The organism is [Micrococcus luteus] ATCC 49442 (assembly GCF_010367585.1).
Lineage (GTDB): Bacteria > Actinomycetota > Actinomycetes > Actinomycetales > Micrococcaceae > Arthrobacter > Arthrobacter luteus_A.
In genome coordinates this window covers 4,649,931-4,675,915 of sequence record NZ_JAAAXP010000001.1, presented here as the reverse complement: position 1 = coordinate 4,675,915, position 25,985 = coordinate 4,649,931, and the positions used below count along the sequence as shown (strand labels likewise).

The following is a 25,985-nucleotide window of genomic DNA, read 5'->3' as shown; positions in this document are numbered from 1 at the left end:
CCCACCGGAATGAGCCTGCCCCAAGCTTCAGTGGTCGAAGAACACCAGGCTGGAGTTGATGAGCTCGGAGATGACCTCGGCATCGTAGGCCCGCCGGAGGGATTCGCGGAAGGACTCCTTGGAAAGGGACCGCGCCAGCGTGGCCAGGACTTCCAGGTGGTCGGAGAACGAGCTTGCCGGGGTGGCGATGAGCAGGATGACGGTAGCGGGCCCGTCGGAGGCGCCGAAGTCCAGGGCATGCCCGTACTTGGTGATTCCCACCGCGATGGACGTCCGGGAGACAAATTCGCTCCGGGCATGGGGCAGGCCGACGCCGCCCGGCAGGCCGGTGGCGAGCTGGTGTTCCCGGGCGTTGACGTGTTCCAGGAAGCGCGGGAGGTCCGTGACCCGGCCTGCCTCGAAGAGCCGTTCTGCGAGTTGCGCCGCAGCGTCCGCCTTGTCCGTGGCCTCCAACTCCAATATCACCAGTTCAGGTGTGGTGAGATCGGCATCGTACCGGTCAAGTGGTTCCGCCAAGGCGTGTCCCTTCAGTCAGGAGAAGTGGTGCTGCTCGGGCCCCTCAGCGCAAGGGGACAATGTCATCCACGCCCAGGCGGGCGGCGTCGGCTGATTCGTCGTCCGGCTGCTGCTGGCTTAGCCGTTCGGCCTCAACGCGCGCGATGTAGTGCTTTATTTCGTTCTCGCGCTGCGCATCACTCCAGCCAAGGACTTCGCCCATCAGTTTAGCGACTACCGGAACCGCTGACACGCCACGGTCCCACGCCTCAATCGAAATCCGCGTTCGGCGGGTCAGCACATCATGGACGTGCCGGGCACCTTCATGGGTGGCGGCGTAGACAGCCTCCGCCTGCAGGTAATCGTCAGCGCCGGGCAGCGGCTCTGCCAGCTCGGGCCGCTCCTTGATGATGGCGAGCACTTCCGGGGTCATGGACCCGTAGCGGTTGAGCAGGTGTTCCACCCGGGCCACGTGCACGCCATATTCCTCGGCTGTCCGGCTCCTGCGGTTCCAGGCGGCTTTGAAGCCGCTGGCCCCCAGCAGCGGGATGGTTTCGGTGCAGCTCGGCGGGACACGCTCGTCCATGGTGCGGGTGGCCTCATCCACGGCATCCTTGGCCATCACGCGGTAGGTGGTCCATTTGCCGCCTGCCACCACCACCAGGCCGGGCACCGGGTGCGCCACCACGTGTTCCCGGGAGAGCTTGGCGGTGGAGTCGTTCTCACCGGCCAGCAGCGGACGCAGGCCCGCGTAGACACCTTCGACGTCTTCGCGTGTCAGGGGCCGCTTGAGTACGGTGTTGACGTGTTCGAGGATGTAGTCGATGTCTTTGCTGGACGCTGCCGGATGGGCCTTGTCCAGGTGCCAGTCGGTGTCCGTGGTGCCGATGATCCAGTGCCGGCCCCAGGGGATGACAAACAGTACTGACTTCTCGGTACGCAGGATCAGGCCGACGGTGGACTGGAACCGGTCCCGCGGCACCACAAGGTGGATGCCCTTGGACGCCCGGACCTTCAGCTGCCCGCGGTCCGTGACCATGGCCTGGGTTTCGTCGGTCCATACACCGGTGGCGTTGATGACCTGCTTTGCCCGGATGTTGAACTGGGAGCCGTCCTCGTGGTTGACCACCTTGGCCCCCACAACGCGTTCACCCTCCCGGAGGAAATCCACCACCGCCATCTGGTTCACTGCATGGGCGCCGTAATGGGCCGCGGTCCTGATGAGGTTGGCGCAGTATTTGGCGTCGTCCACCTGGCCGTCGTAGTACCGGATTGAACCCACAAAGGCATCTTTTTTCAGGCTGGGCGCGGCCCGGAGGGTCCCCCGCCGGCTGAGGTGTTTGTGGAACGGAACGCCGCGCCGGTGCCCGTTGGAGATGGACATCAGGTCATACAGGGCGATGCCGGCTCCGACATAGGGCCGTTCGAGGAAAGGCTTCGTCAGCGGATACAGAAAAGGCACCGGCCGGGCCAGGTGGGGGGCGAGCTCGGAAAGCAGCAGCCCACGCTCCTGCAACGCTTCCTTGACCAGCCCGAAATCAAGCATTTCGAGGTAGCGCAGTCCGCCGTGGATCAGCTTCGATGACCGCGAGGACGTACCCGCCGCCCAGTCGCTCGCTTCCACGATCCCCACGCTGAGGCCACGGGTCACGGCGTCCAGGGCCGCTCCTGTGCCCACGATGCCGCCGCCGACAATAAGGATGTCAAGCTCGTTGCCCGGCTCGGACGTAGCCCTGAGCCGGGCAATCGATGCTTCCCGGGCTGCGGGCCCCAGGGCACCGCCTTCGTTTAGAACACTGTTCATGGAACGCCTCCCCTTGCCGCTGCTGCCGGTAGTAAACCCACACTACTTCGTTGCCGCGCGGATGGGCAGGCGTCCACCAGCCCTTAGTTGCCGGTGTAGGGCGATACCACGACGTCGACGCGCTGGAATTCCTTGAGGTCCGAATACCCTGTGGTGGCCATCGAGCGGCGGAGCGCTCCGATCAGGTTGGACGTGCCGTTGGTGTGGTGCCCCGGCCCGAAGAGGACCTCTTCGAGGGATCCGACGGTCCCCACGTTGGCGCGGTCCCCGCGCGGCAGCTCCAGGTGGTGGGCCTCCTGGCCCCAGTGCCAGCCCTTCCCCGGAGCCTCTTCGGCCCTGGCGAGGGCGCTGCCCAGCATCACGGCGTCGGCGCCCACGGCAATGGCCTTGACGATGTCACCCGAGGTGCCCATGCCGCCGTCGGCGATCACATGGACGTAGCGTCCGCCGGATTCATCCATGTAGTCACGGCGGGCGGCCGCGACGTCGGAGATGGCCGAGGCCATGGGCGAGTGGATGCCGAGGGCGCGGCGCGTGGTGGCCGTGGCTCCCCCGCCGAAGCCGACCAGGACGCCCGCGGCGCCGGTCCGCATCAGGTGGAGCGCGGGTGTGTAGCCGGCGGCGCCGCCAACGATCACCGGGACGTCGAGTTCGTAAATGAACTGCTTGAGGTTCAGCGGTTCATCTTCCTTTGAGACGTGCTCGGCGGAGACGGTGGTACCGCGGATGACAAAGATGTCGACGCCGGCGGCCACCACGGTCTTGTAGTGCTCCTGGGTGCGCTGCGGGGTCAGGGCACCGGCCACCGTCACGCCTGCTGCGCGGATCTCGGCGAGGCGGGAGGTGATCAGTTCCGGCTGGATGGGTGCCCGGTAGAGCTCCTGCATTCGTCCTGTCACGGCGGGACTGTTGACCTCATCGGCGAGGGCACCGATCTCGTCCAAGACGGCCTGGGGGTCCTCGTACCGGGTCCAGAGGCCTTCAAGGTCCAGCACGCCGAGCCCGCCCAGCCGCCCGAGGGCGATGGCCGTCTCCGGGGACATGGCTGAATCCATGGGTGCCGCGATCACGGGCATGTCGAACTTGTAGGCATCAATCTGCCAGGAGACAGACACGTCCTTGGGGTCGCGGGTACGACGGTTGGGGACGATCGCAATGTCATCCAGGGAGTAGGCACGACGCCCACGCTTGCCACGGCCGATCTCGATCTCGTAAGTCACTGCTCTAGGTTATCCCAGCCCTGGCGTTGTCCTTGGCCGGAGCTAAGATGCCGGGATGGGCAACCGCTGGATCTTCGATGGGCACATAGCCGGCATTGGCACCGCGTCAGGACTGCGGGCGGTGGTTGGCGTGTGGCAGGAGTCCCCGTTCGGTTCCTTCGCCGATGTTATGGTCCAGCAACCCTCCGGGCACCGCCTGCTGCTGGCCCCCACCCGCGAAGTAGCCGCCTTCATCGCGGCGACGTACAGCTTCGATTCGGTGCAGGTGGTGGACGTGAATGCAGTGTTCGCAGATCACCGCCTGACGGTGGACGCCGGCCCGCTGCAGCTAAGCGCCGGCGTGGGGCGCAGAACCCTCCTGGGCACAGCGCTGCGGGCAGTACCGAGGCCCCTCGCCGTGCACCCGGCCTGGCTGCGCGCAATCAGTCCCCTGGCCGGGCTGCTCAGTCCTGGCGCCCGGACCTCGGGCAGCGCCGGAAGCGGCAGGCTGGAGTATTACGGGGTGAGCGACCTGCACCACATCAGCTCCGCCGTCGTTCGCTGGAACGGTGCGCACGCCGGGGAGCTGGCACCGATTAATCCTGCCGTGACCTTCGGCTTCAGCAGTGTTCCCGCCGGGCCCGGCCTGGCGAGGGTCCGCACCACCGTGCTGGACGCGGCCGGGGACAAGTCCCCATCGCGGCGTCCGGCCGAATAACGTAGTTTGGGCACAAAGCGGAACAGCAGGGTCCGCTGCGCTAAGAATTTGGGGGACGCAATGGCGCCTGGCATCTACGGTGCTGACATCGAACAACTCCGGGCATTGTCCCAATCGCTGGGCAGGTCCGGGACACGGCTGAAAAGCGTCGAATCCACGGTCAATTCCCTGGTGCAATCATCGGCGTGGAAGGGCACGGACGGGGACCGGTTCCGCAGCGAATGGTCATCTTCCCTGCGTCCCATGCTGAGCCACACCTCGGAGGCTTTGCAGGATCAGTCCAGGTCGCTGCTGAAGCACGCTGACGAACAGGAACAGGCCAGTGGCGCGGGGTCGTCTTCCGTGCCGGCCGGGTCGGGCGGCGGCAGCGGCTCCGCGAACAGATCCAACCCGGGACCCGGCTGGGGTGATGCCTTCACCGATCCCAACTATCAGCACGCATCGACGGGCATTGAGTGGCTCCTCGAAAAAATGGGAGTCGGGGATGGCAGCGCCGCGTCGGGAATTGCCTCGGCGCTGATGTTCGTGGCTGACAAGTTCAACTGGAACCTGGAGCTCGCGCAGGTGCAGGCAGGCGTCAGCAAGTTCTTTGACTTCATGAAAGGCGCCGGAAAAGTACTGGGCGTCCTGGGCGGCGCAATCGGCGTCCTTGATGTCCTCTCCGGGATCGACGGAAAAGACCCGTTCAGGATTGCCGACGGGCTGATTGGCGGCGGTTTGTCCGTAGCCGCCCTTGTTGCCACCGGAACCATTGTGGGAGCACCTGCCGGCGTAGTCCTGGGCGGACTCGCCCTGGGGTGGGGCCTGTTGGGCATGATGTCAGGAGACGTCCCGGTCACCAAGAGAATCTGGGACTTCGGGGCAGGAGTAGTGGGCGCCGTCAAGGACGTTGCCTCTGGGGCCAGCGACGCTGTCGGATGGGTGGGCGGTAAGCTCGGTTTCGGCTGAGGCCCCACCTGCACCAACCTGAGCCAGAACCATAGATGACGTAAGGAAATAATGACAGCCTCCACCACTCCGGCAACCGTTCCCGGTTCCGACCTGCCCCAAGCGGCCTACCGGGTGACCAGCCACGAAATCCTGGCACTGCTGGCGTTCGAACCTGGTGCCGGGACTGCCTTGACCCGCCGGGTACTGGGCCTGGCCGAACTCCCGGATGACCACGACCTTGTCCGGGCCGGGGTGGGGACCCTGAACATTCGGGACACCGTGGAGATCAACGGCGAGGAGGTCACCCTGCTTGCTGAGGCAAAAGTTCTCGCAAGAATCTTCAGCACTTCCTCCGAGTGGTTCGACATCACCCGGATCGGGTCCCAATACGCCTCGCCGAGCTACCTCGTGGACTCCCCCGCTGGCCGGGCGGCGGTCTTCCTCCGCCCCCTGAGCGAGTACCTCTGCCTTCCCCTGCGGGACGACGTGGACCTGTTCGACTTTGTGCAGGCCCAGGTAGATGAAGCAGTTGCCACACTCGGCAGCGAGGGCGGCGGCATCGTCACCTCGAGGCGGTACAGCGTCCGGACGCAGGAGCCTGTTGTCGCCAACATCAAAATTCACGAAGCCGGAACGCACCAGCTCGCCTCGGCGCCGCTGGACGAGGACGGCCAGCTTGGCGTCCGGGATTTGGAGCCCGCTGAGCAACCCGGCCTGGTGGTCCGCGGGTTGCTGGCAGCCGCCCCGTGATGGATACCGCGGCATCCGGCACCGCCAGCTTTCCGCAGCGTGCGCTGGGGTACGCCCATCGCCGCGCGCGTGTCTTCTGGTTCTGGTGGATGGGCATGATCTTTGGCTTGCCCGGGCTGGCACAGGCAGCCGTCCTGGCGGCCACAGGTCAAAGCCCCGAGAACGGCCTGGTGCTGGCAGGCCTGGGTCTGGCCATCTCCGGAGCCGGCTGGCTGATGGCCATTGGGCCACGGTTTACGCGCACGGATCCACGCCCGGCTTACGATGTGAACCGCGCCGAACAGTACGTGCGGATAGCCCCTGGTTCGGCGATTGGCATGATAGCGGTCATGGTGGCCATCGTTGTGGCCATCATGATTGCCACCCCGCGGGGCACGGCACCGGACGTCCTGCCCATCCTCGCGCTTTTGGTGGTCTTTCCGGTGCCGGTGGCGGCCGGGCTGCTGTATTCCGCGCACCTGCACCGTCACCGGGAACGCTTCTTCGCCGGCTGGCTGGAACGCCGGTAGCAGAACGCCCGGCAATACTCAGCATTCAGGGCGAAGGGCTCCATGACGACTCAACCTGCCTTCGCGGCAGCTCAGCCCGCGCATCCGCTCGAGTACTGGCTCTCTCCGGAACTTGCCCGGATCAGCCCGCCACTCGCACCCTCCCGGCTGCGGCAGCTCGCTGACGCCCAAGGCACCCTCGCGGCGGCGTGGAGCAGCGCCATCAGCGGAGGCCCTGTCCTGATCCTGACCGGCGGGTTCATCACGGTGATGTCCGGCGACCTTGCGTGGACTCTGGTCCTCGGCCCATTGGGAGCCGCCTTGGCCGCGCTGGGCAGCTTCCGGTGGAAACGCGTACGGGCCACTTTGCCGAACACTGACAGGCTTCTGATCAGCCGCGGCCCGGGCTCGGCCCGGGGCGGCATCGTGACGGTCGCAGTGCTGGCCACCATTTCGGGCGGAGTCCTGGCGACGGCGCTGCCGGGGAGTGCCGCCCGGGGAACCGCTACAGTCGCGGCGCTCAGTGGCGCCTACCTCCTTCTGGTGGCCCTCCTGATCGCCTCCATCCTCGTGCCGCCAGCTGTTGCGGGGCGGTCCCGGCAGTCCTTCCGGCGAAGGGTCAAGGCCGACCCGTCTCTACGCGCTGCCGTGGAGAACGATCTGGCGACGTGGCGCGACCCTTACGGAAATGCGGCCTACGGTCCGCTTTGAGCGTCAAGGCTGAGCTGTGACTCGAACATCCTGAAATAGCGGCCACGCAGTGCCACAAGCTCCTTGTGGGTGCCCTGCTCCACGATCTGCCCGTCCTCGAGCATGTACACAATGTCGGCCTTCTCGATGGTGGCCAGCCTGTGGCTGATGGCAATGATGGTGCTGCTGCGGTCCGCGAAAAGCCTGCTGAAAATCCTGTGCTCCGCCAGTGCATCGATGGCCGAGGTTGGCTCGTCCATCACCATAAACGACGCGCCCCGGTAGAAGTTCCTGGCCATGGCAAGCCGCTGCCACTGCCCGCCGGAAAGCCCGCTGCCCTTCCGGCCGCGCGGATCTTCCATCCAGTTGCTGACGTGGTTCTCCAGCCCGTTGGGCAGCTTGTTGATGAATTCGAGGGCCTCGGCGTCGGCCGCGGCCCGCCGGATCCGGTCATCGTCGCGCGGCGAGTCCACGTCACCAAAGCGGATGTTGTCCGCGGCCGTGGCGAACTCGTACTTCAGGAATTCCTGGCTCAGCACTGCCAGATGACGGTGCCAGGAGGTGACATCGACGGCGGCGAGGTCGACGTCGTCGAGCATTACCTGTCCTGAGTCCGGAGCGTACAGCCCGGCCAGGATCCTGATCAGGGTGGACTTTCCGGCCCCGTTCTCCCCCACGATGGCGATGTGCTGGCCTTCACGGATGGTCATGCTGATACCGCGGATCACCTCAAGGTCGCTGCCTGTATAGGTGAAGCGGATGTCCCGCAGCTCCACGGTCCTGGGCGCCTGTAGCAGCGGCGGCGCGTGGCGGGAATGGACCGGCAGCGCCATGAACACTTCATAGTCCTTGAGGTTCGCCAGGTCCTCATCGATGGAGCTCAGGGACGAGACAAGGCTGTTCGCTGTGGACAGGGCCCGGCTGACGATCTGCTGGACATACAGGAACTGGCCTACCGGCTGGGCACGGGCAATGATCTGGCCCACCACCCAGATCAGCGAGACCACTTCGGCGCCGTACTGGAGCGCGTCGGCGGCGAGCTGTTTCGGGATATAGCGCTTCTGGAAGTCAAGGCGCCGGCGCTCGTCGGCGTCACGCAGCCGGGACCGGAAGTCCATCAGGTAGCCCACGATTCCGTACAGGCGCATTTCGGCGATGTGCTGCGGTCGGAGCAGGTTCGTTTCGATCATCCGGCGCTGCCGGCGCGAATCCACCTGCGTGTTCCAGTGCGCGATCTGCTCCCGGGAAAGCTTGAACTGCAGGTAGACACTCGGCACGATCGCCACCAGGACAATGACGGCGATCCACCAGCTGACCAGCAGCAGGGCCCCGACGGCCAGGATCACCGACACCAGCTGGGTGAAGATCGCGGCGATCCGGTCCAGGACCCTGGCATAGGAGTCGGAGAACCGCTTGGCGCGGTCGTACAGGTCGACTGTCTGTTTGTCGTCGTAGCGCCAAAAATCCAGGGCCAGGAAGCGTTCGTACATCTGGTCGCCCACGATGGCTCCGACCTTGAAGCTCATCAGCTGCTGGATGTAGCGGTCCACGCTGCTGAAGGCACCCCAGAACAAGCCCAGGGCGGCGGTGATGATGACATAGACGATGGCCTGCTGGCCTGCCGCGGCATCACCCGAGTAGGCGGCCGCCAGCGCGGTGGTGGTCAGCGCGGCGAAGAACGTGGTCACCAGAGGCAGCGTGGCCGAAATCAGCGACCCCACAACCTTCATGACGACGGCGCCCGGTGAGGCCCGGAAGCTGACGCGCAGCACCTGCGCCACGGCGCGGGCATAGGGCCTCAGTGCCAAACGCCGTCGAGCGTCCCTTTTCGGGTTCAGTTCGGCAGGGTGGCGTGATTCGGACATGGATTCAGCCTAGTCCCGCCCGGTCCGGGCCAGCGGGTAGCGGGACAGCGCGTGGGCTAGTACTTTTCGCCGTATTCGTATTCGGGGAAGTCGAAGCAGGCGCTGTAGCCAGCCACCCGAAGGGTTGTGGGCGACCCGTAGAAGGAGACCATCAGATGCGTCCCGTCGGTGTGACGCAGGTCCACCCGTCTGTCCCCGTTCTGGTCGGTATCGTCGGCAGCTTTCCAGCCATCCCGGCCGGCCATCGCGTCGCGAACGCCATCGAGGAATCGCTCGCGCCCGATATCGGCTCCAACCTGGGCCTCAGCGTCCCCGGTCCATTTCTTTTGCTCGCCCCGGCACCGCATCAGGCTCGAGGTGTCGTGGGCAGTGCTGGTGATGACAAGGCCATTCGGCACCATCGCCACGATTTCCTGCTCCAGGGACATGACCTTTGATTTAGCTGATTCCAGGGTTGGTATCACGGTGTTCTCGCTCGCTGACGGACCGCATCCAGCCAGGGCGAGGGTGGTGGCGAGGTCGTGAGCCAGTCAGCAGGGCTGTGGCTGAGGGAGGCCGGTGATTAGCGCGAACCGTAGTTCGGGGCCTCCACGGTCATCTGGATGTCGTGGGGGTGCGATTCCTTGAGGCCGGCCGGGGTGATCCGGACGAACTTGCCGCGGGCCTTGAGCTCGGGGACGGTGGGGGCGCCGGTGTAGAACATGGTCTGGCGGAGGCCGCCCACCAGCTGGTAGGCCACGGACGCGAGCGGTCCGCGGTAGGCGACGCGGCCTTCGATGCCCTCGGGGATGAGTTTGTCGTCACCGGAAACGTCCGCCTGGAAGTAGCGGTCCTTGGAGTAGGACGTGTTCTTGCCGCGGGTCTGCATGGCCCCCAGGGAGCCCATGCCGCGGTAGAGCTTGAACTGCTTGCCATTGACGAAGATCAGGTCACCCGGGGACTCATCGCAGCCGGCGAGGAGAGAGCCCAGCATAACCGTGTCGGCACCGGCAACCAGCGCCTTGCCGATGTCGCCGGAGTACTGCAGGCCGCCGTCGGCGATCAGCGGAACGCCGGCGGGGATGGCAGCCTTGGCGGACTCGTAGATGGCGGTGATCTGCGGGACGCCCACGCCGGCAACCACGCGGGTGGTGCAGATGGACCCGGGACCGACGCCCACCTTGATGCCGTCGGCACCGGCGTCGATCAATGCCTGGGCACCTTCGCGGGTGGCTGCCTGGCCGCCGATGATGTCCACGTGGGCCGCCACGGGATCGGACTTGAGCCGGCGGATCATGTCAAGCACCCCCTGGGAGTGGCCGTTGGCGGTATCCACGAACAGGGCGTCAACGCCGGCCTCAATGAGGGCCATGGCGCGTTCCCAGCCGTCGCCGAAGAAGCCGATGGCGGCACCGACGCGGAGCCGGCCCTCGTCGTCCTTGGTGGCCAGCGGATACTGCTCGGCCTTAGTGAAGTCCTTGGTGGTGATCAGGCCCTTGAGCCGGCCCTGCTCGTCAACGAGCGGGAGCTTTTCAATCTTGTTGGTGGCCAGCTTGTGCGAGGCTTCCTCACGGCTGATGCCAACGTGCCCGGTGATCAGGGGCATCTTGGTCATTACGTCACTGACGAGCCGCAGCGGGAAGTCGGACTCAGGGACAAAGCGGGTGTCGCGGTTGGTGACAATGCCGAGCAGCCGCATGCCCTCATCCACCACGGGCAGGCCGGAGACGCGGTACTGCGAGCAGATCTCATCCAGTTCAGCCAGTGTGGCCTGCGGGCCGATGGTCAGCGGGTTGGTGATCATCCCGGACTCGCTGCGCTTGACGCGGTCCACCTGGTCGGCCTGGTCCTGGATGGAAAGGTTGCGGTGGATCACGCCCAGCCCGCCCTGGCGTGCCATCGCAATGGCCATCCGGGATTCGGTGACGGTGTCCATGGCGGCGGACAGCAGCGGCGTGTGCACGGAGATCCGCTTGGAAATCCGCGACGACGTGTCGGCTTCGGAGGGGATGACGTCCGTGTGGCCCGGGAGGAGCAGGACGTCGTCGTAGGTCAGGCCGATGAAGCCGAAGGGGTTGTGCTCGGGCTGGGTCATGAGTGCGCCTCTTACCTTGGGTATTTTGTTCACGGGTAGGGGTTGCAGCTGATGACCAGCCCGTCATTACGGGACTGGTCGGTGCAGGGGCCTAATAAGTTTGTGCCTCGCGCACGGAAGCCATGCGGAAAGCTTTGAGTAAATATTAGAACCTCGCAGCCAATCCCCCTATTCCGGCAGTCCATTGTGAGCAAGGGCACCCCGGGTACACGTCACGTCCAGCCGGTTGCCGACAGCAGCCGCTCCTCAAACATGGGGATCATGCTCTCCACGTAGGTCCGGCTGAGATGGTTGTCGTCCTTGTACACGTAGACGTTTCCCACCACCGCCGGGCAGATCCCGCCGGCACAGATGAAGTCGCTCAGGTCCATCAGGTAGAGCCCGTCAACTTTTCCGCGATAGCTCTCCAAGGGCGAGGGGTCCACCAGGGATTCGTTCAGTGGCGGGTTGCAGGCCGGGGCGTCCGGTGCGTTGCGCTGGACGCATTCCGGCATGCTGAACGTGAACCGTGGGTTGTCCCGGATGCCCACCACCTCGATGCCGGCGTCGGCGAGCGGCTGGATTCCTTCCAGGTAGGCGGGCACCTCGGTCTCGAACGGGGCTTCCTCGTGGGTCAGGGTGGCCACGGTGAAGACAGCATCCGGCCGGTGCTCCAGGACATAGGCGGCACTGGCGCGGTTGTAGGCGTTGCATTCGGCATTCCGGGTCTCCGATTCGGCCCCGAAGCGGCAGGCAGGCATGAGCAGGGTGACCAGTTCCCAGCCGCGGGCTTCCGCGATGGGAGCCAGCGCGGCCAGGTACTGCTGCGCGTGCGAGTCGCCGAGCACCACGATCCGTTTGGTGACCTCACCGGACGGAACTGCCTGGCGGCATCCTTCCAGCACCGGATCCGGGGTGGCGTTTGCCTCGATGCAGGGCGCGTGGATTCCCGCCCAGTCGTTATCCAGGGCCGCCGGAGCCGGGATGATCCGGGCCGCGGGTGCCGGTGTGCCGCCGTTTCCCGTGGTCAGCTGGGCAGCCCCGGGCGTCAGTTCGCGGGGCTGCGCTGCGGTGGCAGCCTCCTCGGCGGAGAGGCTGGTCTGCCACACTGCCACGGGCCCTGCAAGGAGGGCGCAGCAGGCAACCACGACGACGGCGGTCCGCCAGCTGCGCACCTGCGGCCAGTGCCACTCGCGGAGCGGCTTTTCCACAAAACGGGTGGTGAGGACAGCTAACGCTATGGAGGCGGCGATGATGGCGGCGCCCTGGATGAGGGTGGGTGCCTCAACGCCGGTGGCGGCCAGGGCCAGCACCAGGACGGGCCAGTGCCACAGGTACAGCGCATAGGAGTTGTCTCCAAGCGAGACCAAAGGCTTCCAGCTCAGGAGGCGGTCCACGCCGAAGCGGCTGCCGCTCTGGCCGGCCACAATGATCGCTGCCGCCGCAAGGGTGGGCCACAGGGCCACGAACCCCGGAAAAGCGCGGTCCACTGTCAGCAGCAGGCCGCAGGAGACCATGGCGGCCAGGCCGGCCCAGCCGAGGATCAGGCGGAGGACTTTGCCCGGCTTGAGCAGGGGCAGGCCCAGTGCCAGGAGCGACCCCAGGGCGAATTCCCACAGCCTGGTCCGGGTGTCGAAGTAGGCATACGCCTGGTTGGTGGCCGTCTGGTCCACCGAGAAGCAGAGCGAGGCGGCGAGGATGGCTGCGAACGCGGCCGCCAGCAGGCCGCGGTAACTGGCGTTCCACCGCCGCCGGAGCAGCTTCCACACCACTGCCGAGGCCGCGAAGACGAGCGGCCACAGGATAAAGACCTGCCCTTGGATGGACAGGGACCAGAAGTGCTGCAGCGGGCTTGCTGCAGCGTGGTCCTGGGCGTAGTAATCCACGGCGGTGTCCGCGAGCAGCCAGTTCTGCCGGTACAGCAGCGACGCCCAGGCCTGTTCGAGCACCATGGGCCAGCGGCTTTGAGGAAGGATCAGCCATGTTCCGGCCAGCACCCCGAGGATCACCACGACGGCGGCGGGCAGCAGCCGTTTGAAGAGGTGCAGCCAGTGGCGGAGGAGGTTGAGGGAAGTTCCCGCTTCGACTTTCCGGACGAAAGACAGAGTCAGCAGGAAGGCCGAGATGAGGAGGAAGATATCCACCCCGCCCGATACCCGTCCGAGCCACACGTGGTAGGTCACCACCATGAGGACGGCGAGCGCACGGAGACCCTGGACTTCGGGACGGAAAGTGGGTTTCCGGCGGGCGCTGCCCGTATCCGCCGCACCGCCCGGGGCAGCCGCTGTTCCCGCAATCAACACAAATGACCCCTAAAAACCGGCTGGCAAAAACATCAAGCCTACGGACAGGCGCCGCCCAAGGCCAATCAGATCCCGCCAAAGCCGCACACTTCACAAACTATGCTGGCCACTATCAGGGAAGGGAGCGGACGTGATTGTCCAGCTGCGGATTTGTGTGCCCGAGGAGCTGTCGGCAGTAGTCCTGCGGGCATGCAAGGAACAGGTGGGGACGTGTCGCGGCGTGCGGAGAAGGCGGAATCGTCCGCACCTGGAGACGGCGCGGACGCCCTGATCTGGGACGAAGTCAGCCACCAGACGGGCGAGGACTCCAGGCTCACGTGGAGCTACCTGGCATTTCTGGTACTGGCTACACAGCTCGCGGCGATCGGGATCGTGACGGATTCCACCATCGCTATTGTCGGTTAAGGGCCGTAGGGCCGGAGTTCGGCCCCTTGGCTGCGCTGGCAGTTGCGTTGGCGAGACGGCAGTGGGCCCTGGGGCGCCGGGCTGCGGTGGCACTGGCAGTGGGTTTTCCTGTTGCCATGCTGCTGGCAGCACTGACCGCCTGGCTGTCCGTCCCCCTGGGCCTCTTTCCCACCGATGCATTGGATACCGGGTCTGCCGTCGAATTCATCTACCACCCGGGTCCGTACTCGCTGATCGTGGCGGTCCTGGCGGGTGCCGCCGGCATGCTCTCCTTCATCAGCCGCCGTTCGGCAGCACTGATTGGTGTTTTTATCTCGGTCACCACCGTCCCTGCGGCCGGTTTCGTGGCGGTTGCCCTTGTCCTGGGTGAATACCAGAAAGCGGCGGCGTCAGGTTTCCAGCTGCTGCTGAATCTTGTGGGCATCGTTGTGGCCGCCGTGGCCGTCCTCCTCTTCTACCGTGTGGTCTCCAAGCGGCTGCCCGAGGCAACGGCCCGGCAGCTCAGGTGGCAGCTACGGCGGACCCGCGGCTGACAGGGGCCGGAATCTTCGCTGCCAGATAGCGGGCGTCGCGGCCGATGCCGGGAAGGGTGTCCGATGCCTCGGCGTACAGAAAGCGCTGGCCGAGGAAGAACAGGCCCGGGGTGTCAAGTGCCACGCCGCGCCACTGCCGGGGCAACGCGCCGTCGTCGAGCAGTGCCGGATCCATCCAGCTGAAATCATCCTTGAACCCGGTGCACCAGATCACGTTCGCAACGTCCAGCCGCGTGCCGTCTTCAAGGACCGGGAGCCCGGACTGCACTCCGGTGACCCGCGGAACCCGCTGGACGCCGGCGGCGGCCAGATGCTTGGTCTTCGTTCGGATCAGGGGTTCGGCATGGGCCTTCATGGCCGGCAGCAACCGGCGCCCGATCGGCGTCCCCAGGGTGAGCACATGGAGCCCGACGATGCGCACCACCGGGAAGGCGAAGCGCGCCGCGACCCGGCCGTGTTTCACCGGGAGCTCCGCCGTGGGCTTGCCGGCGACGTAGGTCACATGGGTCCGGGACACCTCCCTGGCGATTTCCGCTCCCGAGTTCCCCAGCCCCACCACCAGGACAGGGCCGTCCTGCAATTGCAGGACGTTGCGGTAGTGGCTGGAGTGGAACTGGACGACGGCGGGCGCCAGGTCCGCAGCGAAGCCCGGTACCTTGGGCGTCTGGGTGGAACCGGTCGCCACCACGACGTTGCGCGCCTCCCAGCGGTGGCCGTTGGACGCTGCAATGAAGCGGTCCGCGTCCCGCCAGAGGCGTTCGACGCGGACGCCCCTGGAGAGGGGAAGGTCGAGTTGTGCGGCATAGCCTTCGAGGTATCCGGCGATGTCATCCTTGGTGGGGAAGTTCAACGGATCGCCCGGGAACGGGACGCCGGGGAGTCCGTCGAATTTTGCGGGGGTAAAGACCCTGAGCGAGTCCCACCGCTGCCGCCACGAGTCACCGGTCCGTGAATTGGCATCCAGGATCCGGAATGTCCGGTTTTGCTCCTTCAGGTAGTGGCCCAGGGTAAGGCCCGCCTGTCCGCCACCGATGATGAGGGTGTCCAGCGTGCCGGTCACGCCGCTGGTGTCCATGGCTGTTCTCCTTTGCGGTTAAGTTTTTGGGTTCCTGCGAGGACTGGAAGGTTCATGTTTTGAGGCTACGGGCGCAGGCCGGATGCCCGCGTCGGCCGAAGTGTGCAATTACTGCAAAGGCCCCGATGGGTATTTTTGTGCAGCGGCTCCGGACCGCGCGGTGATGGTCAGCCCACCAGCCCGTGTTCGTAGGCGTAGCTGGTGGCGGCTGACCGGGAGGACAATCCCAGCTTCAGGAAGATGTTGCTGATGTGCCGGGCAACGGTCTTTTCGCTCAGGTACAGCTGGCCGGCGATGGCACGGTTGCCGCCGCCCGCGGCTACAAGCCTCAGCACTTCCACTTCCCTCGGCGTCAGGGGTCCTGCAGGAGTCCGGGAACCCGTCCGCAGCAGCGACGCAGCCCAGGCTGCGGCCGGGGCCGCGCCCAGTTCCAGGAACTCTGCGTGGGCTGCTTCGAAGTCCATCACGGCGGAGAGCTCATCGCCGAGGGCGCGGCACGCGGAACCGAGCAGCACCCGGCTGCGGGCGGCCTCGAAGGGCACCCCCAGTTCCTGCCACAGCCGCCATGCCTCCTGGAGCGGTTTCAGGGCAGCGGACGGGTCTCCGCTTGCCAGCCGGACAGCGCCGTCTGCCTGGCAGGCAACGGCCCGGATCATGGGCATAGGGCTTTCGACGGCCAGGGCTTCCAGCTCCTGGGCCCCCTGGCTGGCGGCTTCCAGGTCGGCGGCAGCAAGCTCGATCTCCACCACTGCCGGCAGCATGTTCCGGCGGGTTGCGGCGTCTGCGGCACCAGCTGCCCGCCGGATCATCGCTTGCGCCTGCTGCGGATTTCCCCGGGCCAGCCAGAGCAGCGCGAGGCCAGGCTGCGGATCGTAGCCGGACCGGGCAGCCTGCCGGTAGGACGATTCGGCGTCGTCCAGTTGTCCCCTCAGCCGTTCCACCTCTCCCTGCTGGTAGTGGCCGCCGTACAGCGCCTGCGGGTCGCCCCGGGCGGACAGTGCTTGCGCTGCGGCGGCCGCCTCCAGCGCTTCGGCCCAGGCGCCGTGGAGCAGAAAGAGCTCGGCCCTGTGTGATTGGCACTGGCCGCTGAAGGTCACCATGTCAGGCCGTTCAGCGCACCAGCGGTCCAGGGCTGCCGTCCATTCCAGTGCCCGCTCCAGGTCCAGGGCCAGGTGGCAGGTGCCGATCACCGCGCAATAGATGATTCCTGACGGAATCGGGGAGAGCTCACCTGCCGTGACGGCCACCATGACCTCGTCGAACATCTTGAGTCCCTGCTCAGGGTGGCCAAGCATCAGGGTGGCCTGGCCTGTGCCGAGGAGGCCAAGCGCGGACAGGTCCCTGTCGTGGAAACGCTGGCCCAGGCCGGCAACGGTGGAGAAGGCCTCCAGCGCGCCGGCCGGGTCGCCGCCATAGAGTTTTTCCAGTCCCAGCGGGAGGAGCAGCAGGCCCTGCACAGAGCTCGGCCCCGCCTGTTCATCCACAAGCCGCTGGGCGCGGGCAAACCACCCGCCGGCCCGGGCCTGCTCCCCCATGAACATCAGCTGCATGCCCATCCAGCCCGCGCACCGGGCGGCACTCTCGACGTCGCCCATCACCAGATACTCCTCGTGGGCGCGGGTGAGGGTCTCCAGTCCAGTGCTGCTGTTCCCGGTCAGGATCTCGGCCGTCGCCAGCTGCTCAAGGTCGGCAGCCGGCAGGCCGCCTCGCCGGTCGGCTTCACGGAACGTCTGGGCGGCCTCTGTCCAGCGATGTTCCTGGAACGCTGACCGGCCCTGATCAATACCGCTCCCCGCTGACACCCTGACCTCCCCTCTGTCACCTGCACCGCCTGACACGGGCGGCCCGCAACCGGCATAACTCCGGGCCGCGGCAGGCCGGCGTCGGCTTTAAGCGCCACGGTACGCCCGCGGGAGAACCGGCACAAGCTACGGACGGAGCAGCGTTCGCAGCGTCTGGATGGTGTCCGCTTCAGCCGCTGTTTTGTCGTCGCGGTAGCGTTTGACGCGGGCAAACCGCAGGGCGATTCCGCCCGGATAGCGTGTGGATTGCTGCACGCCGTCGATGGCGATCTCCACCACCGTGACGGGCTCCACCCAGACGGTACCCGCAGTGCGCCGCACCTCCAGCTCCTGGAATCGCTCCGTCTGCCAGCGCAGCAGCGCGTCGGTGAGGCCCTTGAAGGTTTTGCCCACCATCACGTAGCCGCCGGGTTCGCCGAACTCTCCGGCCGGGTCCAGCGCACCCAGGTGCAGGTTGGACAGCAGCCCGGTGCGGCGTCCGGATCCCCACTCGCAGGCGAGCACCACCAGATCGTACGTGAGCACCGGCTTCACCTTGATCCAGTTGGAACCACGCCTGCCGGCCGCGTAAGCCGAACCGACTGCCTTCACCACCACACCCTCATGGCCGGCGGCAAGAGCATCGCGCGACACCCTCTCAGCCACCGCTGCATCCGCTGTGATTTCCCCTGGAATCCTGTGCTCCGGCGCGATGCGTTCGAGGACACCGATGCGCGCGGACAGCGGCTCGTCCAGCAGGTCGCGCCCGTCAATATGGAGGACGTCGAAGAACCAGGGGTGCAGCACGGCCGCCCGCTCCACGTCCGCCCCGAACCGGGACATGGTTTCCTGGAAGGGCCGCGGGACGCCCTCCTCGTCGAGGGTGAGGGTTTCGCCGTCGAGGATCACGTCCCGCACCGGGAGTCCGCGCACCACCTCCACCACCTCGGGCAGCCGGTGCGTCACCTCCGCCAGGGTGCGTGTGTAGATGCGCACCTCGTCGCCGGCCCGGTGCACCTGGATGCGGGCGCCGTCGAGCTTGTATTCCACGGACGCCTCCCCCGTGATCTCCAGCGCCGCGCCGGCACTCGAGGCAGTCGCGGCGAGCATGGGCTGTACGGGACGGCCGACGACAAGGCCGACGGCGTCAAGCTGGGCTGCCGTGCCCGTGAGCGCCAGCAGTGCCGTCCCGCCGAGGTCCCCGGAAAGCATCGCGGCGCGGCGTACCGCGTCCACGGACCTGTCCGCGGCGCGGGCAACCGCGTCGGTCAACACCCCCTCCAGGGCACCGGTGCGCAGTTCCCCCAGCAGCACACCGGCGATGAACGCCTGTTCGCGTTCGGTGGCTGCCGCCGTCAGTGTCCGGAGCGTTGCGGCGCGTTCCGCAGCTGACCCGGCGCCTGCGGTGGTCAGCAGCCGGTCCAGTGCGGCGTCGAGATCGGCGACAGTAAGGCCCGGCCCGGCGGCCGGCTCCCCCATGGCCGCCGACATCCCGCGCCAGCCCACCCCTACCCGGCCCTGCCGCGGCCTGGCGGTGAGTAGGCCGACCACCGTGGCGATGTCCGCCGGATCCAGCCGGCGCAGCAGTTCCGCCAGGGCGTCGACCTTCGCGAGCCGGGAGCGTGTGGATGTAACGGTCTCCGTGGTTCTCACGAGCTCATCGAGCAGCATGGCATCAGTCTGCCACGCCGGCTGGCTCTGGACAGTGCCCCGCCGCCGTTCCAGACTGGGTGGATGGGTATCATCGTCGCGAACCTATTCCTCACCCTCGACGGCGTCTACCAGGGGCCAGGCGGCCGCGAGGAGGACACTGAAGGCGGTTTTACCCTGGGCGGCTGGCAGCTACCGGTGTCCGATGCCGAAGCTGAGGCCGCCATCGAGGCAGGGATCGGCCAGATCGATGCCCTGCTTCTCGGCCGGAAGACCTACGACATCTTCGCGGCCTACTGGCCGCACCAGTCCGATGACATTGGCGGCACACTCAACCGGGTGCCCAAGTTCGTCGTCTCCAGCACCCTGACTGATCCGGCCTGGGAGGGAACGACCGTCCTCCCGGACGCCGCGGCCGCGGGCCGGCTCCGCGACGAGTACAACCAGGTGCACATGTTCGGCAGCGGCGTCCTCATCCGGTCACTCCTTCAGGCAGATGTCCTGGACCGCCTCCACCTGTGGCTCTATCCGGTCACGCTCGGGCAGGGCAAACGGCTTTTCGACGCCGGGACCGTTCCCGCCACGTTCCGCCTCGCCGAGCCGGCCCGCACCTTTCCGAAGGGCTCGGTGTCCCTAATCTACGAGCGCGCCGGCGAAGTCCGGACGCAGGACATGCCGGGAGCGTAGGCCCGGAACGGGCGGTCCCGGGCAACAAAAAACCGGCCCAGCGGAATCTGGACCGGTTTTTGTGCGGAGCCGGTGGGCCCACGCCGAAGAGCAGACGCTAGTGGCTGTGGCCTGCGTGCTCGTCCTCGTCGGCCGGCTTCTCCACCACGAGGGTCTCGGTGGTGAGAACCAGCGCAGCGATGGACGCCGCGTTGCGGAGGGCCGCACGGGTGACCTTGACGGGGTCGATGACGCCGGCACGGATCAGGTCTTCGTACTCGCCCGACTTGGCGTTGAAGCCGTTGTTGGTTTCGAGTTCGGCAACCTTGGCGGTCACAACGTAGCCGTCGAAGCCGGCGTTCTGGGCGATCCAGCGCAGCGGCTGGACCAGCGCGCGGCGGACAATGCCCACAGCTGCGGCGGCGTCGCCTTCAAGGGCCTTCACTGCGGAGTCCTCGTCGAGGGCCTTCAGCGCGTGGATCAGTGCGGAACCGCCACCGGCCACGATGCCTTCTTCGAGGGCGGCGCGGGTGGAGGACACAGCATCTTCGATGCGGTGCTTCTTTTCCTTCAGCTCAACCTCGGTGGCTGCGCCAACCTTGATCACGCCGATGCCGCCGGCCAGCTTGGCCAGGCGTTCCTGGAGCTTTTCACGGTCCCAGTCGGAGTCGGTGCGGGTCAGCTCGGCGCGCAGCTGGGCAACCCGGGCTGCGACGTCTTCTGCGGAACCGGCGCCGTCAACGATGGTGGTGTTGTCCTTGGTGACCGTGATGCGGCGGGCGGTACCCAGCACCTCAAGGCCGACGGTGTCCAGGCTGAGGCCCAGTTCCGGCGAGACAACCTGTGCACCGGTGAGGGTGGCGATGTCCTGCAGCATGGCCTTGCGGCGGTCGCCGAAGCCCGGAGCCTTGACGGCAACAACGTTCAGGGTGCCGCGGATGCGGTTGACGATCAGAGTGGACAGTGCCTCACCCTCGATGTCTTCGGCAATGATGAACAGCGGCTTGGAGCTCTGCAGTGCCTTCTCCAGCAGCGGCAGGAAGTCCTGGACCGAGGAGATCTTGCCCTGGTTGATCAGGATGAGGGCGTCCTCGAGGACGGCTTCCTGACGCTCGGTGTCGGTCACGAAGTACGGGGACAGGTAGCCCTTGTCGAACTGCATGCCTTCGGTGAGGACCAGCTCGGTCTGCGTGGTGGAGGATTCCTCGATGGTGATCACACCATCCTTGCCGACCTTGCCGAATGCCTCGGCGAGGAGCTCGCCGATTTCGTCGCTCTGGGCCGAGATGGCGGCAACGTTGGCAACCTGGGTGCCTTCAACCGGGCGTGCGTTCTCAAGCAGGCGGGCAGCAACGGCTTCAACGGAAACCTCGATGCCGCGCTTGATCTGGCCCGGAGCGGCGCCGGCAGCAACGTTGCGCAGGCCTTCCTTGACCAGGGCCTGGGCCAGGACGGTGGCCGTGGTGGTGCCGTCGCCGGCAACATCGTTGGTCTTGGTGGCTACTTCCTTGGCCAGCTGGGCGCCAAGGTTCTCATACGGGTCATCAAGCTCAACTTCGCGGGCGATGGTGACGCCGTCGTTGGTGATGGTGGGTGCACCCCACTTTTTGTCGAGGACAACGTTGCGGCCGCGGGGGCCGAGCGTCACCTTGACAGTGTTGGCGAGCTTGTCGATGCCGGCTTCAAGAGACCGGCGTGCAGCGTCATTAAACGCAAGCTGCTTTGCCATGGTTTTGTCCTTTCAAGACAGAACCCCGCGCAGCTGACCAGCGGGATGCATGGTCAGCGGCACGGGGATCCAAAAAGTTACTTTACGACGATCGCCAGGACGTCGCGGGCGGACAGCACGAGGTACTCGGTGCCGCCGGTCTTGACTTCGGTTCCACCGTACTTGGAGTAGATCACAACGTCGCCAACGGCTACGTCGACAGGTACGCGGTTGCCGTCTTCGAAGCGGCCGGGGCCTACTGCAACAACTTCACCCTCCTGCGGCTTCTCCTGTGCGGAGTCCGGGATAACCAGGCCGGAAGCCGTAGTCTGCTCGGCTTCGAGCGGGCGGACAACAATACGATCCTCAAGAGGCTTAATAGAGACCGACACTCGGACCTCTCCTTCTACGTCAGCAAAAATTCATGGACAGTTGAGCTGCTTCACCGTGGCTGGCAAACCGTCGTCGCGGTGCCGGCAGCAGCCTGGCTGGAAGCTCTTCATGTGTTAGCACCCTCCAAGGGAGAGTGCTAATGACGACTCTATGTAAGTGGTTAGCACTCGGTCAAGGCGAGTGCCAGAATTATGTCCCTGGTGAACAGCGGCGAACTGGTTCAGCGGCCGGCGAGGTCGTCGAAATCCACGTCTTCGTCGCCCTCGTCGCCTTCAGTGGCGGTGCCCCGCTTGAGGTAAAGCACCACGGCCCCGCCGACGGCAGCCAGCAGCGCAATCACCAGCAGGATGATCCCGCCGATGCGTGCGCCGGAGTAGAGGCCGCGGATGTCACGGGCTTCATCGGTGGCGTCCTGGATATCCTTGCCGCCCACGGAGTACACGGTGGCGTTGAAGGTGTCCAGGAAGAAGATAATCACCAGCAGGGCAATGCAGATCACGGCTACTGCGGAGCCGGCAATCAGCGCGGGGCGGGCTATCTTCACCCAGTCCGTGGGGGTGGTTCGGGGTGGTCCGGACGGCTGGGTGCCTGCACTGTCTTCCATGCCTTCAACCCTATCGGGAACCGGGCTCCGGGCCGCCTCCACTAGTCTTAAGGCCATGTCACAAGCGCCGCAGGACCAGATCGCCCCACTGCTCACGAGCGAGGGTTGGGAGCTGCTGGCGTCCCTGGGGCCGTACACCGAGGAAGGGGCCTTTGAGCTCAATTCGGCCCTCCGCAAGGCCGGGCACTCCCCCGAAATGGTCTCCGCCGTCCTCACCCAGTCCAGGCTGCGTACTAAGGCTGAGGCGAAGTTCGGGGAGTTCGCCCGGAGCATGCTGTTCACCCAGGCGGGCCTGGAGCAGGCCACCCGGCTCAACGTGGCGGCCCGGCACGCCGAACGCTTCGCGCAGGCCGGCGTCCGCCACGTGGCGGACCTGGGCTGCGGACTCGCCGCCGACTCCCTGGCCCTGGCATCGATGGACATCACCGTCACCGCCGTGGAAATGGACGAGACCACCGCCGCCTGCGCCATGGTCAACCTCATCCCGTTCCCCAACGCCACGGTGGTCCACTCCGACGCCACTACCGTTCCGCTGGACGGGATCGACGGCGTCTGGCTGGATCCCGCACGGCGGGTCACCTCCAGTTCGGGCACCAAGCGGATCTGGGATCCTGAGGCGTTTTCGCCGCCGCTGTCCTTTGTGGAATCCCTCGCGGCCACGGGGCGGGCCGTCGGGGTCAAGATGGGTCCCGGCATGCCGCACGAGTCTGTGCCCGCGGGCTGCGAGGCGCAGTGGGTCTCGGTGGGCGGCGACGTCACCGAGGTGACCCTCTGGTTCAACTCCGTGAGCAGGCCGGGGATCCGCCGGGCCGCGTTGCTGCTCGGGCCGAACGGAGCCGCGGAGATCACCAGTGCGGAGGATTTCGGCGGCGGTCCCGCCGCCCCGGTGGGCCCGGCAGAGGGCTACTTGTACGAGCCCGATGGCGCCGTGATCCGCGCAGGCCTGGTGGCCGACGTCGCGCTTGAACTGGGCGGGCACCTGCTGGACGAGCACATCGCCTACATCTGCGCCCCGGAACTCGTGGACACCCCGTTCGCGCGGGCCTACAAGGTCCTGGAGGTGATGCCGTACAACGTCAAGGCACTCAAGTCCTGGGTCAAGGAGAACGGCATCACTGTCCTGGACATCAAAAAACGCGGCACATCCGTCACGCCCGAAGAACTGCGGAAACAGCTGTTCGCCGGCAGCAAGGCGAACAGCAAAAAGAAGGCCGGAACCAAAACAGCCACCCTCGTCCTCACCCGCATCGGGGAGGACCGGGTGGCCATCTCGGTGGAACCTGTCTAGAGCCGTCTGCCGTTAGGCGTCCGGCGGAGGACGTCCTACTGGGCCCGCATGAAGGCCTCGGCGGCCCGGACCTGGTCGTCGGTGGGTCGCACGCCCGTGTAGAGGACAAACTGCTCAAGCGCCTGGATGGTGGCCACCTCCGCTCCGGTGATGATCTTCTTCCCGGCCGCGCGGGCCGCCTTGATCAGCGGGGTCTCGGCCGGCAGCGCCACGACGTCGAACACCACTTTGGCCGCGGCAATCGCCTCCTCCGGGAAGGACAGGGAGTCGACGTCGGGACCTCCTGCCATCCCAATGGGCGTGACATTGATGATCATGTCAGCCGTGCCGCCGTCGAGCGCTGTCCGCCACCGGAAGCCGTACTGGTCCGCGAGCGCCCGGCCCGTTGTTTCGTTCCGCGCGATGACAGTGACGTCGGAGAAACCGGCGTCACGCAGCGCGGCAACCGTGGCCTTGGCCATGCCGCCGGCGCCCTGGACCAGCACCGAGTAATCAGGGGGCACGGCGTTGGTTTTCAGCAGCTGTTCAATCGCGGTGTAGTCGGTGTTGTAGGCCTTCAGGTGGCCGTCCGTGTTCACGATGGTGTTGACCGAGTCGATGGCCTTGGCCGAGGGATCCAGCTCGTCCACGAGGGCCATTACGTCCTCCTTGTAGGGCATGGACACGGCGCAGCCGCGGATCCCCAGGCCGCGGACCCCGGCAATTGCCTGGGCCAGGTCCGTGGGGGCGAACGCCTTGTAGATCCAGTTCAGGTCCAGCTGGTCGTAGAGGTGGTTGTGGAACCGGGTCCCGTTGTTACTGGGCCGGGCCGACAGCGAGATGCAGAGGGTCATGTCTTTATTAAGAATGGGCACCCGTCCATTAAACGCGCCTCCCAACTAAGTAGCGCTAACTGTCGTTACGAGGCGTCAAAACGACAGTTAGCGCTACCTAGTTGGGGTTAGGGGCAGCCGGTGCCGGCCGGGAAGCTTCCGACGGCGGCAGGCAACTTCCCGGGGGCCGTCGCCTTGCCGGTGAGCACGGCAACCAGGGCATCGAAGGCGCCCGGCGTCCTGCCATACAGGGCGACCTTAACGGGCGCGGCGGAACCTGCCAGCGGCCAGGGTGCATCGAGCGTCACGGCGATGTCGCCTCCCGCGGGACGTCCGCCGTAGCCGATCAGGGTGACCAGCGGACCCTGCCCAACAGCAAGTCCGCCCTTGGCCGCCGCCGCCGCGAACCGTGCACGGTCCTGGTCAGAGCCGCCGGCGATCCGGATGCCGGGGGACGCGATGGGCCCGGCACAGTGCCCGGACAGCACAGTGACGGCTGCGGCGGAGACCCGTGCCGAGGTGTCGCCACTGCTGCCCGGGGCGGCTCCCGGTGTCGTCAGACCCGGCGTGGCTGCGGCGCGGCCGCGCCAGGTCATCATCGTGGCCACCCTCGTGGCCGCCTCATCAAGGCGCGCCGCAGGCACTGTTCCGGCAGCCACCGCGCCCACAATGGCCGCGTGGGCCTGCCCCACGTCGGCGGGCATCAGCAACAGGTCCGCGCCAGCCGCGAGGGCTACGGGAGCGGCCGAGCCGCCCGGATATTGCTTCTGGATGGCACCCATGTTCAGGGCGTCTGTCACGGCCACTCCCTTGAAGCCCATGCCCCGCAAGGCAGCGTACGTCGGCTTTGATAACGACGCCGGGACGCCGGGTTCCAGCGCGGGCACGGCAATGTGCCCCGTCATGATCATCGGGGCACCGGCGGCGACGGCTGCCCGGAACGGTTTCCAGTCGCGGGCCTCGAGGTCGGCGATGCTGGCGGGCTGAACCGGGAGGTCCTGGTGGGAGTCCACGGTCACCGAGCCGTGGCCCGGGAAATGCTTGATCGCCGGCAGGACGCCGGCCTCCTGCATCCCTTGCGAAAACTCCACGGCCAGCTGCCCGGCCTGGTCAGGGTTTCCGGTGAGTGACCGGGCCCCGATGGTCGGATCCGCCGGGCCGATGGTGACGTCGGCGTCCGGCGCGAAGTCAACCGTGAAGCCTAGCGGCGCGAGCTCGGCCGCCATCGCCCGGCCGGCGTCCCTGGCAAGCGGACCGTTGGCTGCCGCTCCGTAGCTCATGGGTGTTGGCCACTCGGTCAGCGGCGCGCCCAGCCTGGCCACGATTCCGCCCTCCTGGTCCACGCCGATCAGCCCGGGCCATGGCCTGCCGTCGGCGCGCGCAGCCTGCGCGAGCCGGGCGTTTACGGCTGACATTGCTGCAGGGTCAGCCCGGCCGCCCGCGTCCAGGGGGATGTTATCGCCCATAATGATGGACCCGGCCAAGTGCAGGCGTTCGATGGTGGCGGCCTGGGCTGCGGGGTTGGTCCCGCCGTATGCCGGCATCAGAACCTGGCCTGCCTTCTCCGCCACGGTCATCTTCGCCACCGCTGCCGCGGCAACACTGTGGTCCCGCTGCTCCGGGCCCCAGCCCAGCGGCTTCAGCCCGGGGTCAGACGAGGGCGAAGGTGAGGGCGAAGCGGAAGGAGGTGCCGCCGTCGGACGCTCTCCGGACGGCGAGGCGGGCGGGGAGGCAGGCGCGGAGCCCGGAGACGCGGGCCCGGTGGCCGGAACCGC

24 protein-coding genes are annotated in these 25,985 nt (G+C 66.6%); 9 read left to right on the top strand and 15 right to left on the bottom strand.

Going from position 1 to position 25,985, the window contains the following annotated elements; genetic code table 11:
- Nucleotides 1-27: 27 nt before the first annotated feature.
- The 3 genes from GUV69_RS21350 to GUV69_RS21340 form a co-directional block, all read right to left on the bottom strand.
- Nucleotides 28-516, bottom strand: coding sequence for a PTS sugar transporter subunit IIA (locus GUV69_RS21350; protein ID WP_164206040.1), 489 nt, complete (start codon nt 514-516; stop codon nt 28-30).
- 43 nt (nt 517-559) lie between these two features.
- Complete coding sequence (locus tag GUV69_RS21345) at nt 560-2,299, bottom strand: glycerol-3-phosphate dehydrogenase/oxidase (protein WP_164206038.1); 1,740 nt, start codon at nt 2,297-2,299, stop codon at nt 560-562.
- A gap of 83 nt (nt 2,300-2,382) precedes the next feature.
- Entirely contained in the window at nt 2,383-3,519 is a 1,137-nt protein-coding gene (locus tag GUV69_RS21340) for a GuaB3 family IMP dehydrogenase-related protein (RefSeq protein ID WP_164206036.1), read from the bottom strand.
- Between the two features lie 55 nt (nt 3,520-3,574).
- Between GUV69_RS21340 and GUV69_RS21335 the strand changes: the two genes are divergently transcribed.
- Genes GUV69_RS21335 through GUV69_RS21315 form a run of 5 tightly spaced genes read left to right on the top strand, consistent with a single transcriptional unit; the run spans nt 3,575 to nt 7,095 of the window.
- Nucleotides 3,575-4,216: a hypothetical protein gene (locus tag GUV69_RS21335; RefSeq protein WP_164206034.1), complete on the top strand. Its 642-nt coding sequence runs from the start codon at nt 3,575-3,577 to the stop codon at nt 4,214-4,216.
- A gap of 60 nt (nt 4,217-4,276) precedes the next feature.
- Nucleotides 4,277-5,164 carry a WXG100 family type VII secretion target gene (locus tag GUV69_RS21330; RefSeq protein WP_164206032.1) on the top strand — a complete coding sequence of 296 codons (888 nt, stop codon included), beginning with the start codon at nt 4,277-4,279 and terminating at the stop codon, nt 5,162-5,164.
- Nucleotides 5,165-5,215: 51 nt separating this feature from the next.
- On the top strand, nt 5,216-5,896 hold the full coding sequence (locus GUV69_RS21325) for a hypothetical protein (protein ID WP_164206030.1): 681 nt from the start codon (nt 5,216-5,218) through the stop codon (nt 5,894-5,896).
- Nucleotides 5,896-6,405, top strand: coding sequence for a hypothetical protein (locus tag GUV69_RS21320; protein WP_164206028.1), 510 nt, complete (start codon nt 5,896-5,898; stop codon nt 6,403-6,405). The genes GUV69_RS21325 and GUV69_RS21320 overlap by 1 nt, the downstream gene beginning before the upstream one ends.
- 42 nt (nt 6,406-6,447) lie before the next feature.
- Complete coding sequence (locus GUV69_RS21315) at nt 6,448-7,095, top strand: hypothetical protein (protein ID WP_164206026.1); 648 nt, start codon at nt 6,448-6,450, stop codon at nt 7,093-7,095.
- Here GUV69_RS21315 and GUV69_RS21310 read toward each other — a convergent pair.
- From GUV69_RS21310 to GUV69_RS21295, 4 genes are all read right to left on the bottom strand, one after another.
- Complete coding sequence (locus GUV69_RS21310; protein ID WP_164206024.1) at nt 7,080-8,939, bottom strand: ABC transporter ATP-binding protein; 1,860 nt, start codon at nt 8,937-8,939, stop codon at nt 7,080-7,082. The genes GUV69_RS21315 and GUV69_RS21310 overlap by 16 nt on opposite strands.
- Nucleotides 8,940-8,995: 56 nt before the next feature.
- Nucleotides 8,996-9,367, bottom strand: a complete 372-nt coding sequence (locus GUV69_RS21305) for a hypothetical protein (RefSeq protein ID WP_244292812.1) — start codon at nt 9,365-9,367, stop codon at nt 8,996-8,998.
- A 134-nt stretch (nt 9,368-9,501) separates the two neighbouring features.
- Nucleotides 9,502-11,013, bottom strand: coding sequence for an IMP dehydrogenase (gene guaB / locus GUV69_RS21300; RefSeq protein ID WP_164206023.1), 1,512 nt, complete (start codon nt 11,011-11,013; stop codon nt 9,502-9,504).
- 212 nt (nt 11,014-11,225) lie between these two features.
- Complete coding sequence (locus GUV69_RS21295) at nt 11,226-13,292, bottom strand: acyltransferase family protein (RefSeq protein ID WP_244292914.1); 2,067 nt, start codon at nt 13,290-13,292, stop codon at nt 11,226-11,228.
- 213 nt (nt 13,293-13,505) lie between these two features.
- Between GUV69_RS21295 and GUV69_RS23540 the strand changes: the two genes are divergently transcribed.
- Both GUV69_RS23540 and GUV69_RS21290 read left to right on the top strand, forming a co-directional pair.
- Nucleotides 13,506-13,700, top strand: coding sequence for a hypothetical protein (locus tag GUV69_RS23540; protein ID WP_348272260.1), 195 nt, complete (start codon nt 13,506-13,508; stop codon nt 13,698-13,700).
- Nucleotides 13,701-13,726: 26 nt separating this feature from the next.
- On the top strand, nt 13,727-14,233 hold the full coding sequence (locus GUV69_RS21290) for a DUF389 domain-containing protein (RefSeq protein WP_348272259.1): 507 nt from the start codon (nt 13,727-13,729) through the stop codon (nt 14,231-14,233).
- On the opposite strand, the gene GUV69_RS21285 is transcribed toward GUV69_RS21290, so the two are convergent.
- From GUV69_RS21285 to GUV69_RS21275, 3 genes are all read right to left on the bottom strand, one after another.
- Nucleotides 14,202-15,308: a flavin-containing monooxygenase gene (locus tag GUV69_RS21285; RefSeq protein WP_164206021.1), complete on the bottom strand. Its 1,107-nt coding sequence runs from the start codon at nt 15,306-15,308 to the stop codon at nt 14,202-14,204. The genes GUV69_RS21290 and GUV69_RS21285 overlap by 32 nt on opposite strands.
- Before the next feature lie 167 nt (nt 15,309-15,475).
- Nucleotides 15,476-17,110 carry a response regulator transcription factor gene (locus tag GUV69_RS21280; protein WP_164206019.1) on the bottom strand — a complete coding sequence of 545 codons (1,635 nt, stop codon included), beginning with the start codon at nt 17,108-17,110 and terminating at the stop codon, nt 15,476-15,478.
- 126 nt (nt 17,111-17,236) lie between these two features.
- Nucleotides 17,237-18,760, bottom strand: coding sequence for an ATP-dependent DNA ligase (locus GUV69_RS21275; protein ID WP_164206017.1), 1,524 nt, complete (start codon nt 18,758-18,760; stop codon nt 17,237-17,239).
- A 63-nt stretch (nt 18,761-18,823) separates the two neighbouring features.
- Here GUV69_RS21275 and GUV69_RS21270 point away from each other — a divergent pair, with 63 nt between their 5' ends.
- A complete protein-coding gene (locus GUV69_RS21270) occupies nt 18,824-19,426 on the top strand; it encodes a dihydrofolate reductase family protein (RefSeq protein WP_164206015.1) in 603 nt (200 codons plus the stop codon).
- Nucleotides 19,427-19,523: 97 nt separating this feature from the next.
- Here GUV69_RS21270 and groL read toward each other — a convergent pair whose 3' ends face one another.
- The 3 genes from groL to GUV69_RS21255 all read right to left on the bottom strand — a co-directional run bounded on the left by groL (nt 19,524) and on the right by GUV69_RS21255 (nt 22,110).
- Complete coding sequence (groL, locus tag GUV69_RS21265) at nt 19,524-21,134, bottom strand: chaperonin GroEL (RefSeq protein WP_164206013.1); 1,611 nt, start codon at nt 21,132-21,134, stop codon at nt 19,524-19,526.
- Between the two features lie 77 nt (nt 21,135-21,211).
- Nucleotides 21,212-21,505 (bottom strand): co-chaperone GroES, encoded by a 294-nt coding sequence (gene groES / locus GUV69_RS21260; protein WP_003805290.1) that lies wholly within the window; start codon nt 21,503-21,505, stop codon nt 21,212-21,214.
- Between the two features lie 221 nt (nt 21,506-21,726).
- Complete coding sequence (locus GUV69_RS21255; RefSeq protein ID WP_164206010.1) at nt 21,727-22,110, bottom strand: hypothetical protein; 384 nt, start codon at nt 22,108-22,110, stop codon at nt 21,727-21,729.
- Between the two features lie 55 nt (nt 22,111-22,165).
- On the opposite strand from GUV69_RS21255, the gene GUV69_RS21250 reads away from it, so the two are divergent.
- Nucleotides 22,166-23,398 (top strand): class I SAM-dependent methyltransferase, encoded by a 1,233-nt coding sequence (locus GUV69_RS21250; RefSeq protein WP_164206009.1) that lies wholly within the window; start codon nt 22,166-22,168, stop codon nt 23,396-23,398.
- 35 nt (nt 23,399-23,433) lie between these two features.
- Here the strand turns inward: GUV69_RS21250 and GUV69_RS21245 are convergent, their stop codons facing one another.
- Together GUV69_RS21245 and GUV69_RS21240 are read right to left on the bottom strand one after the other, a co-directional pair.
- Nucleotides 23,434-24,252, bottom strand: a complete 819-nt coding sequence (locus GUV69_RS21245) for a shikimate 5-dehydrogenase (protein ID WP_280113774.1) — start codon at nt 24,250-24,252, stop codon at nt 23,434-23,436.
- A gap of 86 nt (nt 24,253-24,338) precedes the next feature.
- On the bottom strand, nt 24,339-25,787 hold the full coding sequence (locus GUV69_RS21240) for a glycoside hydrolase family 3 N-terminal domain-containing protein (RefSeq protein WP_164206848.1): 1,449 nt from the start codon (nt 25,785-25,787) through the stop codon (nt 24,339-24,341).
- Nucleotides 25,788-25,985 lie beyond the last annotated feature (198 nt).

Coding starts and splice junctions, on each gene's coding strand:
- GUV69_RS21335 (WP_164206034.1), top strand. CDS start 3,575: ATGGGCAACCGCTGGATCTTCGATGGGCACATAGCCGGCATTGGCACC.
- GUV69_RS21250 (WP_164206009.1), top strand. CDS start 22,166: ATGTCACAAGCGCCGCAGGACCAGATCGCCCCACTGCTCACGAGCGAG.
- GUV69_RS21310 (WP_164206024.1), bottom strand. CDS start 8,939: ATGTCCGAATCACGCCACCCTGCCGAACTGAACCCGAAAAGGGACGCT.
- GUV69_RS21320 (WP_164206028.1), top strand. CDS start 5,896: ATGGATACCGCGGCATCCGGCACCGCCAGCTTTCCGCAGCGTGCGCTG.
- guaB (WP_164206023.1), bottom strand. CDS start 11,013: ATGACCCAGCCCGAGCACAACCCCTTCGGCTTCATCGGCCTGACCTAC.
- GUV69_RS21325 (WP_164206030.1), top strand. CDS start 5,216: ATGACAGCCTCCACCACTCCGGCAACCGTTCCCGGTTCCGACCTGCCC.
- GUV69_RS21345 (WP_164206038.1), bottom strand. CDS start 2,299: ATGAACAGTGTTCTAAACGAAGGCGGTGCCCTGGGGCCCGCAGCCCGG.
- GUV69_RS21285 (WP_164206021.1), bottom strand. CDS start 15,308: ATGGACACCAGCGGCGTGACCGGCACGCTGGACACCCTCATCATCGGT.
- groL (WP_164206013.1), bottom strand. CDS start 21,134: ATGGCAAAGCAGCTTGCGTTTAATGACGCTGCACGCCGGTCTCTTGAA.
- GUV69_RS21255 (WP_164206010.1), bottom strand. CDS start 22,110: ATGGAAGACAGTGCAGGCACCCAGCCGTCCGGACCACCCCGAACCACC.
- GUV69_RS21330 (WP_164206032.1), top strand. CDS start 4,277: ATGGCGCCTGGCATCTACGGTGCTGACATCGAACAACTCCGGGCATTG.
- GUV69_RS21275 (WP_164206017.1), bottom strand. CDS start 18,760: ATGCTGCTCGATGAGCTCGTGAGAACCACGGAGACCGTTACATCCACA.
- GUV69_RS21315 (WP_164206026.1), top strand. CDS start 6,448: ATGACGACTCAACCTGCCTTCGCGGCAGCTCAGCCCGCGCATCCGCTC.
- GUV69_RS21270 (WP_164206015.1), top strand. CDS start 18,824: ATGGGTATCATCGTCGCGAACCTATTCCTCACCCTCGACGGCGTCTAC.
- GUV69_RS21240 (WP_164206848.1), bottom strand. CDS start 25,787: ATGACCGTGGCGGAGAAGGCAGGCCAGGTTCTGATGCCGGCATACGGC.
- GUV69_RS21305 (WP_244292812.1), bottom strand. CDS start 9,367: ATGTCCCTGGAGCAGGAAATCGTGGCGATGGTGCCGAATGGCCTTGTC.